We start from the raw sequence: 13,185 nt of genomic DNA, 5'->3' as shown, positions 1-13,185 counted from the left end.
GGACGGCACAGCATGAGGGTGCTGTGCCGTCCGCGCCGCCGACGCGATCGACCGTCAGGCTCCGGTGGGTGTCACCGCGCACTCGTCGTCGCCGATGACGGCGAGGTACTTCTCATTGACGAGGACGTCGATCTTGTAGTCCTTGTCGCCGAGCTCCGCGGGCTTGAGGTCCCGGTCCAGCCACTCCTGCACTCCGCCACCGGGCATCCCGTAGAAGGCCGCGGTGTGTCCGCGCCAGACGTCGAAGGGCTTCAGCACGGACAGGCAGAAGTAGGCCTTGCCGCGGTCCGGGTCGGGGTTGAGCGAATCCGGCGTGACCGAGCGCTGGTTGAACGGTGTACCGGGATCGGAGAAGTAGCCGCCGTGGAGCGCGCCGAAGCGGTCCAGCTTGGTGCCCTGCGGCACCGTCCACCGCGTCTTGTCGACCACGTCGTTGATCCTTTGGAAGCCCCGGTCCGGAGGGTAGATCCACCTGCCGCTCTGCTGCGGGTCCGTGTTGGCGTACAGCTGCACGAAGTGCGTGGCGCTGAGCCCGCCGAAGCGCTGATAGCCCCTCAGCATGGTGGCGACCGGCTCCGTGTTCGGCAGGGCGGCAGGACCGAGGCGGGCCTGCCCGCAGTAGTACAGCTCCGGGTGGGGTGGGTCCACCGGACCGCCCGGGCATTCGTCGGATCGGACGGCTCCGGTACCGGCCGGCCGGGCGGCGGCGTCTCCGGCGACCGCGATGCCGGTGAACGGCAGGGCGCAGGCGAGGGAGACGGTGAGCATCGAGCGAAGACGCATGGGCATGCTCCGTTCCGTGAGGTGAGGGGGGTCAGGCGTACAGCCGCTGGTCGTCGAAGGGGAGAACACCACCGTCGGGGACGCCCCGCCGCAGCCGGGCCGGGCCGCCGCCCGTCACGGGGCCGCCCCCTCGGTGAGGCGGCCCGGCAGTTCGGCGATCGTCTCGCGCACGGTGGCGTCCAGCTGCTCGACGATCTCCGGAGTGAAGTCGCCCCTGGCGGTGTCGCTCATCCACGGGTCCATGGTGGTGGAGATCATGAAGCTGATGTGCGGAAGCCGGGCGGCGGACACGTCCAGGCCCATCCGCCGGCCGAACTCGGCCATGAACGCGTGCCCGTAGGTCTCCTCGACGAAGCTCGACTGCATCAGGATCAGCGGGGGCGCCTTCTTCGTCGAGCCGTTCTTGGCGCCGGCCTTCTCGAAGTCGACCTTGAGCTTGGCGTAGACGGCCTCGTTGAGGGTGTTCGCCACCGTGATGTCGGTGTTGAGCCCGCCTCCGAGGTAGGGGTTGAAGGCGTACCCGATGATGACCTGGTCGGCGCCGAGTTCGGTGAACAGCTCCATCGCCTCCGCGTCGGCGACCAGTTCGGCGTTGGTCCGGGTGACGACCAGGTCGTGGATCTTCTCCAGCTGCGTCCGCACGTCCCCGTGCTCGCGCTCGGCGGGGAGCCACTGGACGGGTGTCACCCGGTAGGTCCCCGGACCGCCCGTCGGCTCGCTGGTGAGGTTCAGCGTGGTGATCCCGGCGTAGAGCCGCTTGCTGTTGAACAGGCACTGCCCGAGGATCCGGCCGTAGCCGTCCTGGTCGGGGGTGATGACCTTGTGGCTCAGGTAGACGCCCGCCGCCGACGCGCCGGGCTTGGACCCCTCCGCGCTGTAGAGGCCGGTGCTCGGGTCGTCCTTGGCGTGGACGAGGTACCGGGGCGTGAAGGTGACCATCTCGCGCTGGTTCTTGTTGCGGTAACAGAGGCCGCCGGCCGGGTACGGGATGAATCCGGCCTTGTGCGGGTCGATGGTCATGGAGTCGGCGTGCGGCAGCGCGCCGTACTGCTCGTTGACGTACGCGCTCATCATCAGCTCGGGGGTGGTGGTCGCCCGCAGGACGCGGTCCTCCGGGTCCGGGCCCCCGCGCTTCCTGAGCAGCGCCGCGAAGTAGCCGCCCCAGGCGGCGTCGACGTGCACGGGGTAGAAGAAGCCGCCCTGCTCGGCGTACGCGTTCCGCAGGGCCAGCATGTCCTTCAGCGGGTCGACGGAGCTCAGCTCCGTGCTGCCGAGCACGGCGATGTCCATGATGACCGGCCGCCGCTCGCGCTTGCACCGGTCCAGGATCTCCTTGCGGTGGTCGAGCCTGGCCCGGGCGTCGCGGTCCACCTCGACGGTGAGGAGGCTCTGCTGGCCGAGGCCGAGGATCGAGGCGGCCTTCGGCCAGGAGTAGTGCATGGTGGCCGGGGCGAGCGCCACCGGTGCCAGGACGGTCTCGTCCAGCTGCTGCCGGAAGGCCTCGAAGCCGAGCTGCTGGATCGTGTACTCGTTGATCGATTCGAGCGCGTCCAGCCCGAGGCCGTGCTCCTCCAGGACGGCCCCCAGATCGCGGGGGACCTTCAGCACGGTGTCCACGGGGAGGTTGATCAGCGCCCAGTCGTCGAGGTCGAGGAGCCGGTGGCGCCGGTGCGCGCCGTCGACGACGGTGACGTCCCTGGCCACGGCGAGCCCGCTGTCGTTCGCGACGGCCCGGGCCAGGGCGACCGGGTAGTACTTCAGGTTCCGCGCCGACCACATCGCTTCGAGGTTGGCGATGCTCCCGTCGCAGGCGACGTGCCCCCAGGAGGTCTCAGGGTCGTAGCCGGCCAGCTCGCACAGGCTCTCCCCCACCGCCTTCTCCAGCAGGGTGGTCACCGGGGAGGCCTCGGCGGCCACGTTGTTCTGGTTGTACAGCATCGCCGCGAAGTAGCCGGCGATGCCGGGCAGCGTCATGTCCCAGAGCATGTGCCCCTGGTGGCGGTAGCTGAACTGGGGGACGGAGCCGCGCAGCCGGTCGAGCAGGTCGTCCAGGTGCGCCCTCGTCCGCTTGACCGCGTCGAGGTAGGCGCCGGAGCTCTTCATGTCGTCCGTGACGTACGGGGGGTCGTTCGGGTAGACCTCCCGCCGGTCGGCGAGGTGGGAGTCCAGGGCGGCCTGGACCAGCTCCTTGAGCACCGGACCGTTCTCGCCCAGCGGGCCGAGGAACCAGGCGGCGAGTTCGGTGGTTCCCTCGTCCCTGGTGAGCCGGTACTCGGGCCACAGCCGCCGCATCGCCGCGGCGGCGTCGGGGGCGAGGTCATGGGGATGCTGGGACACGCGGTCCTCCTGGGGTGGGCGGGGCCGGGACCGGACCGGGAGCGCGGGGCGGCCGGACCCGGTATCCCCGTCGATCACGCCGCCGCCCCGGAGCTCACTGTCCGCACACGGACGATAGGAGCGGCGCCCCTCCGGACCGACGAGCCACGCCGGATCCCAGCACCCCCGCCAGCCGACCGGCCCCGGTCGGCGCCGACACCCGGAGCGGCGCGGCCACCGGAGACAGCGCTCGCTCGATCGGGTGAGCCGCGGCGGCGCGGCGCGTCACCCGCGGGCGACCGGGGCAGGTCTCGGAGGTCCCGCCCGTGCGCGATCCGGGGCGGGCATCGGACCACGCCGATTCGGAGAACGATCCATGACCGACAGACAGACCGCAGCGTCCGACCCGGTACGCGGCGGGAGCCCGGACTCCGCCGTCGACCGGGTGGCCGACTTCTACGGCGGCTACATCGACGCCGTCTCCGACGGCACCGACGACCTGGGCGAGCAGCTCCGCGCCCACTACCTCACCGAGGACCTCCGCCGGCGGCTGGCCGCCTGGGAGGAGGCCAACCACGCGGACGGCGTCCTGCGCGCCCAGAACGTGCCCACGGCCTGGGCGGTGGGCTACCACGACTCCGGCGCCGGCCACCTGTTCACCACGGTCACCCTCACCTGGGGCACCGGCCCGGACGCGCGCCACACCCGGCTGGCGGTCCAGAGCGACCTGAGCACCAAACTCATCTCGGACATCAAGGAGGCCTGACCGCAGGCCCTGCGCAATCCGGGCGGGGCGGGGGCGGACCCCGCCCCGCCCGGAGGCCGGGTCACGCCTCGCGGCGGCGGCGGAATATCCGGCGGACGGCGAACACGATCGCCACGACGAGCCCGATGAAGAACAGCACGATCAGCAGGACGATGACCAGGGCGGCGATGCCGAGCTTCTTGAAGAAGCCGCCCTTCTTCTCCTTCTTCTCACCGGACGCCAGCGAGCCGGCGGGGATACCGGGACGGGCGGCGCGGTCCTCGGCCGGCCGCACGGCGTCCACGGGCGCCGCGGCCGGGGCGGCGGCCTCGACCGCCGCGGCGGCCCGGGCGGCGGCGGGCACGGCCTGGGCGACACCGGGCGTGCCCAGCACCAGCCCGACCAGGAGGAGGGCGGGGGCGACCTTCGCCATCACGCGCGAGCTCACTGTGACTCCTGTCGTCTCTGTCGTCTCTGCCGGTACGGCCGGCGGCCGGGATCCGGGCGACCGGATCCACGGGCGGGGCGGCCCGCGATCGAGCACCCCAGGGTGGCTCGGTCGGGCCCGCACCACCCTCCGCCACCAGACGAAATCTACAGGACTGTAGAGGTTCAGGGAACCGGCCCCCAAGCCCCCGCCGCCGCACGAGCCGCCGGAGCGGGCCGGGGGCCTGTCCCCCCGTCAGGAGTCGCGGGCTCCTGACGGGCGGATCACATGGTGTTGACGATCAGGCCGATGTGCGTGAAGTAGTTGAGCCCGCCGAAGACGAGGAAGGCGAGCCCGGACAGCCCCCAGGCGACGCCGACCACCGGGACGGGCCACGCGGCGGGGCGGCGCAGCGCGAACGGGAACAGCAGCGCGCCGATGCCGACCAGCACGTACAGCCCCGACATGAAGCTCGCCTCCAGCCATGGCCAGTCCGAGAACTCGCCCGAGATGGGCTCCTCCGGCGGGGCCGCGAAGAGCGTGTACTTCCAGCCGGCGGCGGCGATGCCGAAGCAGGCGAGGCCCATGCCGAAGACGAACAGCGAGATGGGCCCGGCGATCCGGGCCGTGCGGGCCACCCGCTCCTCGCCGAGCAGTTCGGCGCCGCGCTTCCAGAGGTAGAAGGCGGCGGAGAGCAGGAAGACGCCGAAGGCGAGGGCGGGTTCGCCGAAGATGATGTTGTCGAAGGGGAAGCCCTGCCCCGCGAGCGGCCACGTCAGGGTCATGTGCAGGCCGGTGACGACGAGGGTGAAGCCGAGGGCGCTGAAGGCCAGCGCCCAGCCGTCGAGGGTCGCGATCGGCCCGGGGGTGAGGAACCTGCGGCCGAGCGCGACCACGAGGAGCAGTCCGGCGCCGGCGGCCACCGACATGATCGTGTTGTAGGTCGGCATCCTGGCCCAGTCGATCTTCAGACCGTCGGCCAGGAGTGACAGTGCGTGCTGTGTCATGAGCGGATCGTAGGGATCGCGTTCCGCCCGGCCTCCGCGCCGCCGCCGTTCGGGCGGCCCTGCCACCCGGTCGGGCGAGCCCGGCGAGCAGGCCGAGGGCGAGGGCGGCCGACACGGGAACCGGCCGGGGAGGGGGCGGGCGTGCCCCCTCCCCGGCCGGGGAGCGATCGAGGACCTCAGCGGGTCGTCAGCGGCGCTGGAGGGCCTTGACGTTGTCGCCGAAGGACCAGCCCTTCGAGCCGTCCCAGTTGATCGACCAGGTCATCAGGCCCTTCAGCGAACCGCTGAAGGCGTTCCACGACTGGCTGACCAGGCTCGGCGCCATGTAGCCGCCACCCGCACCGGGCTGGGCCGGCAGGCCGGGCACCTGCAGGTCGTAGGGCACCTTGATGGTGGTGCCCTGGATGGTCAGGCCGTTGTTCAGGCAGGTGGTCTGCGCGGTGAAGCCCTGCACGGTGCCGGCCTGGTAGGAGTCGCCGGAGCAGCCGTACATGCTGCCGTTGTAGTACTGCATGTTCAGCCACCACAGCCGGCCGTTGTCGACGTACTTCTTGATGATCGGCAGGTAGGAGCCCCAGATCGAGCCGTAGGTGACGCTGCCGCCGGTGACGTACGCGGTCTCGGGGGCCATGGTGAGGCCGAAGCCCGCCGGCATCTGGGCGAGCACGCCGTCGATGATGCGGATCAGGTTGGCCTGCGAGGCGGACAGCGTGTTGATGCTGCCGCTGCTGGACAGGCCGGTCTCGATGTCGATGTCGATGCCGTCGAAGTTGTACTTCTTGAGGATCGGGACGACGGTCGCCACGAACTTGTCGGCGACGGTGCTGGAGCTCAGGTCGATGCCCGCGGCGGCGCCGCCGATCGACATCAGGATCGTCGCGCCGGCGGCCTTGGCCTGGCACATCTCGGCGGGGGTCGACACCTTGACGTTGGCGTCCATGCCGTCCTCCCAGAGGACGGTGCCGTCCGAGAGGATCACCGGGAAGGCGGCGTTGATGACGTTGTAGCCGTGCGCGGCCATCCGGCTGTCCGTGATGGGGGTCCAGCCCATGCCCGGGTGGACGCCGTTGGCGGCGCCGTCCCAGTTCTCCCAGTAGCCCTGGAGGACCTTGCCCGCGGGCTTGGGCTTCGTCGGGCAGGTCGAGCCCGGCGGAGTGGTCGGCGGCGTCGTGGGAGGCGTGGTGGGCGGGGTGGTCGGCGGGGTGGTCGGCGGCGTCGTGGGAGGCGTCGTCGGCGGGGTGGTCGGCGGGGTGGTCGGCGGCGTGGTGGTGCCGCCGGGGCCGGAGAGCGCCACGTCGTCCGCGTAGAACGCGGGCTGCCCGTACCAGCCGTGCAGGAAGACCGTCACCGAGGTGGTGTTCGCCCCGGTGGAGAAGTTGACGCTGAGCTGGCTGTACGACGCGCTGCTGCCCGTCCAGGTGGACGTCGTGCCGCTCAGGCCGGTGCCGGTGGCGCCCAGGTAGATGTAGCTGCCCTGGACGTAGGCGCTCAGCGTGTACTGGGAGTTGGGCTGCACGCTGATGGTCTGGGTGCACTGGGCGGTGTCCTGGCCGCCCGGCGTGGCCTTGAGCGCCGAGGTGCCGCCGTGCACCGGGCTGCTGACGGTCGCGCCGGAGCTGCCGGAACAGGTCCAGTCGGAGAGCCCGTTCTCGAAACCGGGGTTGGACACCAGGTTGGGGGTGGCGGCCCCGGCGCTGACCGTGCCGGCCACGGCGAGGCCGGCGCCGATCAGGACGGCGGCGCTCACCCCGGCGAGGGAGCGCTGCAGGAGGGTCGATCCGGGGGCGCCGCCGGTCCGGTGGACCTGCGACGCGCGTTCCACGACCGCCCGCTGCGGCTGTGGGGTACGCGACCTCCGACGGAACATGCTGTGCTCGCTTCCCGCCGGGCGTCATGGACATGACCGTCGCTGTGGGGGCGCGACGCCCGGCTCTGGGTGGGGACATGTGGGGGATGTGCCGGTCCGGATCGTAGGAGCGACGGCAAGGCCCGTCAATAGGTCTGGACCAATGCCTACTTGGGGCCGAGTAGCGGTACCACTACTCTCGGTCCGCCGTCCCGGCGTTCCACCAGTTGAGGGGCGGGGTGCTGCTCATGGCCGATGACATCGGCGCCGACGACGAGGGCTGGTCGGGACTGGACGAGGCGTTCACCCGGCAGGTCGCGGCCGTGGCCGCGACGGCGGAGGGGCGGGCGCTGGCCGAGGCGCACACGGTGGGCGACCCGGCCGTCCGCAAGGCCCGGCCGCTGGGGCTCCCGCTGCTCCTGCGACCCGGCCTGAGCGAGGAGTTGGCGGCCTTCACCGCCGCCTACCACCGCATGATCGAGGCGGTCGTGGCCGCCTGGGCGCACGACCCGCGGCTGCACCGGGTGCTCACCCTCCCGGAGTCGCTGCGCGCGCAGGCGGCGGCCGCCCGCGACACCCGGGTGCACCTGCTGCGGCTCGACCTGCTCCCCCAACCCGACGGCCGGTGGGGCGTGTTGGAGACCAACGCCAACGGCCCGGGCGGACTGGCCGTGGTCGGCCGGGCCCGGACCGCCTGGCGGCCGCTGCTCACCCGGCACGGGATCGGCCTGCCCCGGCCGCTGCCCGCCGACGACACCGCGTGGACCGGCCGCTGGCTGCTCGACCTCGCCGAGCGGGAGACCGGCCACCGGCCGGACGACGTGGCACTGCTGTACCCGCACCGCGCCGACCGCAACGCCGTCCGGTCCTACCAGGACGGCCTCGGCGCCCTCGGCGTCCGCGTCCTGCACGCCGACCCGCGCGAGCTGCGCACCGGCCCGGACGGCGCCGCCGCCCTGGACGGCCGGCCCGTCCGGCACGCCTACGCCAAGATCGGCATGCGGGACCTGGGGGTGCTGGCCGGCGACCTGGGCCCGTACCTCCGAGCCGTGCGCGAGCGCGCCCTGTTCGTGCAGAACGGCCTGCGCGCCCGGGTGATCGGCGACAACAAGCTCTGCCTCGCCGTGCTCTCCGACCCCCGGTTCGCCGACCTCTTCGACCCGGACGACCACCGGCGCGTCCAGCCGGCCGTCCCGTGGTCGCGCAACCTCGCCCTGTGCGAGGGACCGACCGTCCGCCGGATCACCCGTGAGCGCCGACGGTACGTCCTCAAGAGCCCGTTGGACGCCAACGGCCGCGGCGTGGTGGTCGGGCCGGAGACCGGCGAGGCCGCCTGGGCCGAGGCGGTCGGCCGGGCCGCGGCCGAGGGCTGGCTGGTCCAGGAGTACCTCCCCAGTCCCCGGCTGCGCGGCGGGCCCGACGGAGCCCCTGTCCACCACGACCTGGCCGTGGGCGCCGTCAACGGGCGGCTGGTCTCCGCCTTCGTCCGCACCGGCCACGAGGCGCGGCTCAACGTCGCGCGCACCGGCCGCCTCCACCCGCTCTACCTCTGAAGGCGGGGAGCATGGACGACCTGCCGCTCATCGACCCGGACCGCGATCTGACCGCCTTTCCCGGCGTGCCCCCGCACCCCCTGCACGCCGCGCTGCTGGCGGCCCGCGACCGGGTCCGCCGAAGCGTCCTGGCGGAGCGCGTGTACGTCTCCTCCCCGCCGCCCGTGCCCTTCCCGGTGCCGCCGGCCGTCAGCGTGCTCCACCCGGCGGCCGAGCCGCTGCTGCACCGGCGCGTCCTCACCGCCGTGGACGGCCTGGAGCGGATCGTCCGGGCCTATCCCGGACACCCCCTCCTCCAGGACTTCCTGGACGTCCCACCGGTCCTGCACCGCTGGATCGTGCGCCACCCGCGCCCGGAGTCCCTCACCGTGGACCTCTGCCGGGTCGACCTGTTCGGCGACCGGCTGGGCACCGCACGGATCCTGGAGTTCAACGCCAGCAGCCCCGGAAACCTGATCGGCGCGGGCGCGGTGGCCCGGTTCTGGCGCCGGACCCCCGAGATCGGCGCCCTCCTCGACCGGTGGCGGGTGCCGGCCGGCCGCTTCGAGGAGGAGGGCTGGTTCGCGGCCTGGCTGGTGGCGCACGGCCGGGCGCGGGGCCTGGCCGAGGAGGAGACCCGGCGGCTCGGTCTCTTCCACACCGGGGGCCGGAACCACGACCGCCACCTGATCGCCGAACAGGCCCGGCGCGGCGGCCGGACGGCGGCCATGATGGACCCGTCCGACTACGCCCCCGGAACCGGCCTGCGGCTGGGCCACCTCAAGCACATCCCGGCCGACCCGCGTCCCGTCCACGGCTGGGACCGGTTCTGTGCGGCGGTGACCGACGGCGGGCTGGTCGTCCCCAACGTCCTCGCCCAGCGCTGGGTGGCGGAGAACAAGCTCTGCCTGGCGGTGCTGTCCGACCCCCGCTTCGAGGAGCTGTTCCCGCCCGACCTGCGGGCGGTCCTGCCGGCCATCGTGCCCTGGAGCCGCAAACTGGGCGACGGCATCACCGTCGGGCAGGCCGTCGCCGAACGCACCCGGCTGGTACTCAAGGCCCCCTACGGCTACTTCGGCAACACCGTGCACCTCGGGTGCGAGCACGGCCCGGAGGAGTGGGCCGCGCTCGTGGGCTCCCCGCGGCACCGCGGCTGGCTGGTGCAGGAACGCGTCGCGCCCGCCACCGCGGGCGCCCTCACCCGGGACCTGTCCGTCGCCGTCCTCGACCACCGCGTCCTCGGCCACCTCAGCCGGGTCAGCCGCAGCAGCGTCGTCAACGTCGCCCAGGGGGGTGTGTTCCAGACCGTCCTCGGTTCGTCCCCCTCCCCCTGACCCCGCGCTGCCCGGCGGCGCGCCGGGCGCGGCCCTCTACTGACCGTCGCCCGAGGTCGGTACAGTTGGGGGCGCGAAGAACCGGCGTCCCGGCGCCCGGCCGCAGGACGCCCGGTGGGAGCAACCGACACCGAACCGGAGGCACTCATGCCCAGCTCGGACGACGAACTCTGCACCTCCGCTCGCGAGCTTCTCCGCTCCACCCGCTACCTGACCCTCGGCACCGCGTCCCCGCAGGCCGTCCCGTGGGTGGCCCCCGTGGCCCACGCCTGGGACGACGAGGACCGGTTCTACTGGCAGTCGGGCCTGGACACCCTCCACTCGCGGAACATCGCCGCCAACCCGGTGGTCTCGCTCGTCCTCTACGACTCCAACCCGGCCGGCGGGGGCGGCGACGCGCTCTACGCGCTGGCCCGGGCCGAGGTGCTGGAGGGCGAGGCGCTGGCCGAGGGCTGCGAGCTGTACTACCGGCGGCGCTACCCGGACGAGGCGACGCGGGCCCGGCGCTTCCGCCCGCCGCGGGACTTCGCCGGGGACTCCCCGATCCGGATCTACCGCGCGCAGGTCACCGCCTACTCGATGCTCTCCCCCGAGGGCCACCCGGTCCACGGCGACGAGGTCAACCACCGCGTCGTCATCCCGTTCAGCACCAAGCAGCTCGCCGAGTGAGTCCTCGCACCACTCCGGCGGACGGCGGTGTCGTCCTGGGCCTGGACCTGGGCGGCACCGTCGTCAAGGCCGCCCTGTTCGGCCCGGACGGCACCGCCCTGGCCGTCACCCACCGGCCCACCGACGCCCGACGGGGGCCGGAGGCCGTGGTGGAGAGCCTGCTGGACATCGTCTCCGAGTCCCAGGCCGCGGCCGCCGCGCGCGGCACGCCGGTCCGGGCGGTCGGCGTGGCCAGCTGCGGGATCGTCGACGAGCGGGCGGGCGTCGCCGTCTTCTCGGCCGCCTTCGGCTGGCGGGACGTGCCGCTGCGCCGGCTGGTGGCCGAGCGCGCGGGGGTGCCGGTGGCGCTCGGGCACGACGTGCGGGCCGGCGGGATCGCCGAGGCCCGGCTCGGGGCCGGGCGGGGGCACGAGGTGTTCCTCTTCGTGCCGATCGGCACCGGCGTCGGCGCCGCCGTGATGATCGGCGGACGGCCGTTCGGCGGCGCGCACTGGCAGGCCGGCGAGCTCGGCCACCTGGTGGTGCGGCCGGGCGGCGAGCCGTGCGGCTGCGGGCAGCGCGGCTGCGTGTCCACCATCGTGGGCGGACCGGCGGTGCTGCGGCACTACCGCGCCCTGGCCGGGGCCGACGGCCCGGCCGACGCCGCCGGGGTGGCCGCGCTGGCGCGCGAGGGCGACCCGGACGCGGTGCGGGTGTGGTCCGAGGTGGTCGAGGTGCTGGCCGAGTCGCTGGCCGTCGCCGTCACCCTGTTCGACCCGTCCGCGATCGTGCTGGGCGGCGGGCTGGCGGGCGCGGGCGGGCTGCTGTTCGATCCGCTGCGGGAGCAGCTGGCGGCCCGGCTGGCCTTCCAGGTGGTGCCGGAGGTCCGGCCGGCCGAGCTGGCCTACGAAGCCGGCTGCCTGGGCGCCGCACTGCTGGCCCGCGACCTGCTGAACTCGGCCGCGGGCCAGGAGGGTTAGGCCCTCGTTCGGATCAGGACGGTCGGCGGATCAGGCCAGCACTCCCCCGGCGATCCGGAAGGCGTTGGCGGCGACGGTCAGGGCCGGGTTGACCGCCGCCGAGGAGCAGAACACCGAGGAGTCCGCCACGAAGAGGTTGTCGTGCTCGTGGGTGCGTCCGGCCGGGTCGACCACGCTGGTGGCCCCGTCGGTGCCCATCACGGCTGTGCCGCACTGGTGGGAGTTGGTCTCGATGCCCATCCGCCGGGTCATCACCAGCGGGTAGCCGGCCGCGCGCAGCGAGCGGGTGGTGCGCCGGACCAGCTCGGCGTGGGCGCGGAGGTTGTTGGGCTTCCAGTGCACGGTGATCCGCCCGGCCGCGTCCAGGGCGACCCGGTTGTCCCGGGTCGGCAGGTCCTCGCTGGTCAGGTAGAGGTCGACGCTGCGGCGGGTGACGAACCGCCGGACCGAGGCGGGCACGTTCGGGCGGGCCGCGCGCACCATGGGCTCCTGGAGCTTGCCCAGCATCTGGACGTTGCCCAGCGGTGCGCGGCGCCCCTTGGCGAGGTACCAGTCGTTGAGGCCGAGGGTCTTCTGGAAGACCGCCTGGTTGCGGCGGGCGGGGTCGGCCGCCACCAGGAAGGTGCTGTTGTGCACCATGTAGTTGCGGCCGACCCGGCCCGATCCGTTGGCGATGCCCGAACGCAGCAGCAGCGCCGCGGTGTTGACGGCCCCGCAGGCGACGACGAAGCGCTCGGCCCGGATCGTCACCGTCTTCCCGTCCCGGGTCGCCACGGCGTGCGTCACCCGGCGCCCGCCGGCGTCGGTGTGCAGCCGGCCGACCAGGGTGCGGGTCAGCAGCCGGACGTCGCCGGTGGCCAGCGCGGGGCGCAGCGCGCGGACGTCGGCGTCGCTCTTGGCGCCGACCAGGCAGGGGAAGCTGTCGCAGGTGCCGCAGCGCACGCAGTCGCCGCCCTCGCGCAGGTCGATGCCGGTCGGCAGGTGGAAGGGGCGCAGGCCCTGGCCGCGCAGGCGGTCGGCGAGGTCGGCGACGGCGCCCTCGTGCTCCACGGCCGGGTGGGGGTAGTCGGTGGAGCGCCAGGGGTCGGTGGGGTCCTCTCCGCGGGTGCCGTGCACCCGGTAGAGCTCCTCGGCCCGGCCGTAGTGGGGTTCCAGGTCGGCGTAGCCGATGGGCCAGGCGGGCGAGTCACCCTCGGCGTGGGCGACCGGGCCGAAGTCGATCTCGCGGAAGCGCGGGAGGGTGGCGCCGTAGACCTTGGTGTTGCCGCCGACGTAGTAGTGGACGCCGGGGTGGAAGGGCTGTCCCTGCGCGTCGTGCCACTGGTCGCCGTTGCGGTAGCGGCCCTGGACGAAGACGGCTTCCGGGGACCAGTTCTGGTGCTCGCGCGGGAGGAAGTCGCCGCGTTCGACGACGAGGATCCGCGCGCCGGAGGAGCGCAGCGCGTAGGCGAGGGTGGCTCCGCCCATGCCGGACCCGAGGATCGCGAGATCGCAGCTCACCTCGGGTCCGTCCGGCTCGATCACGCCCGGGAGCCGGTGCGGTGCCAGGTCGAAGGTCATACGGTGC

Annotated in this window: 11 protein-coding genes; 5 read left to right on the top strand and 6 right to left on the bottom strand. The window is 73.4% G+C overall.

Going from position 1 to position 13,185, the window contains the following annotated elements; translation table 11 throughout:
* Positions 1-54 precede the first annotated feature (54 nt).
* Entirely contained in the window at positions 55-789 is a 735-nt protein-coding gene (locus ACFC0B_RS07570) for a TNT domain-containing protein (RefSeq protein WP_376083533.1), read from the bottom strand.
* 108 nt (positions 790-897) lie between these two features.
* On the bottom strand, positions 898-3,120 hold the full coding sequence (locus ACFC0B_RS07565; RefSeq protein WP_376083531.1) for a pyridoxal phosphate-dependent decarboxylase family protein: 2,223 nt from the start codon (positions 3,118-3,120) through the stop codon (positions 898-900).
* A 355-nt stretch (positions 3,121-3,475) separates the two neighbouring features.
* Here ACFC0B_RS07565 and ACFC0B_RS07560 point away from each other — a divergent pair, with 355 nt between their 5' ends.
* Positions 3,476-3,865: a hypothetical protein gene (locus ACFC0B_RS07560; protein ID WP_376083529.1), complete on the top strand. Its 390-nt coding sequence runs from the start codon at positions 3,476-3,478 to the stop codon at positions 3,863-3,865.
* Between the two features lie 61 nt (positions 3,866-3,926).
* Here ACFC0B_RS07560 and ACFC0B_RS07555 read toward each other — a convergent pair whose 3' ends face one another.
* From ACFC0B_RS07555 to ACFC0B_RS07545, 3 genes are all read right to left on the bottom strand, one after another.
* A complete protein-coding gene (locus ACFC0B_RS07555; protein ID WP_376083527.1) occupies positions 3,927-4,292 on the bottom strand; it encodes a hypothetical protein in 366 nt (121 codons plus the stop codon).
* A 263-nt stretch (positions 4,293-4,555) separates the two neighbouring features.
* Complete coding sequence (locus ACFC0B_RS07550) at positions 4,556-5,278, bottom strand: DUF981 family protein (RefSeq protein WP_376083525.1); 723 nt, start codon at positions 5,276-5,278, stop codon at positions 4,556-4,558.
* A gap of 187 nt (positions 5,279-5,465) precedes the next feature.
* Positions 5,466-7,100 (bottom strand): carbohydrate binding domain-containing protein, encoded by a 1,635-nt coding sequence (locus ACFC0B_RS07545; RefSeq protein WP_376083524.1) that lies wholly within the window; start codon positions 7,098-7,100, stop codon positions 5,466-5,468.
* Between the two features lie 272 nt (positions 7,101-7,372).
* On the opposite strand from ACFC0B_RS07545, the gene ACFC0B_RS07540 reads away from it, so the two are divergent.
* The 4 genes from ACFC0B_RS07540 (at position 7,373) to ACFC0B_RS07525 (ending at position 11,618) form a co-directional block, all read left to right on the top strand.
* On the top strand, positions 7,373-8,677 hold the full coding sequence (locus ACFC0B_RS07540) for a hypothetical protein (protein WP_376083523.1): 1,305 nt from the start codon (positions 7,373-7,375) through the stop codon (positions 8,675-8,677).
* 11 nt (positions 8,678-8,688) lie between these two features.
* Positions 8,689-9,990, top strand: a complete 1,302-nt coding sequence (locus tag ACFC0B_RS07535; protein ID WP_376083522.1) for a hypothetical protein — start codon at positions 8,689-8,691, stop codon at positions 9,988-9,990.
* A 147-nt stretch (positions 9,991-10,137) separates the two neighbouring features.
* Positions 10,138-10,659: a pyridoxamine 5'-phosphate oxidase family protein gene (locus ACFC0B_RS07530; RefSeq protein WP_376083520.1), complete on the top strand. Its 522-nt coding sequence runs from the start codon at positions 10,138-10,140 to the stop codon at positions 10,657-10,659.
* Positions 10,656-11,618, top strand: a complete 963-nt coding sequence (locus ACFC0B_RS07525) for an ROK family protein (RefSeq protein ID WP_376083518.1) — start codon at positions 10,656-10,658, stop codon at positions 11,616-11,618. The genes ACFC0B_RS07530 and ACFC0B_RS07525 overlap by 4 nt, the downstream gene beginning before the upstream one ends.
* Positions 11,619-11,648: 30 nt before the next feature.
* Here ACFC0B_RS07525 and ACFC0B_RS07520 read toward each other — a convergent pair whose 3' ends face one another.
* Complete coding sequence (locus ACFC0B_RS07520) at positions 11,649-13,178, bottom strand: GMC oxidoreductase (protein ID WP_376083516.1); 1,530 nt, start codon at positions 13,176-13,178, stop codon at positions 11,649-11,651.
* Positions 13,179-13,185 lie beyond the last annotated feature (7 nt).

This window comes from Kitasatospora sp. NPDC056184, from assembly GCF_042268405.1.
In the GTDB taxonomy this organism is placed as follows: Bacteria; Actinomycetota; Actinomycetes; order Streptomycetales; family Streptomycetaceae; genus Kitasatospora.
The sequence above is the reverse complement of the archived record's forward strand: the minus strand, read 5'-3'. Positions and strand labels throughout refer to the sequence as shown.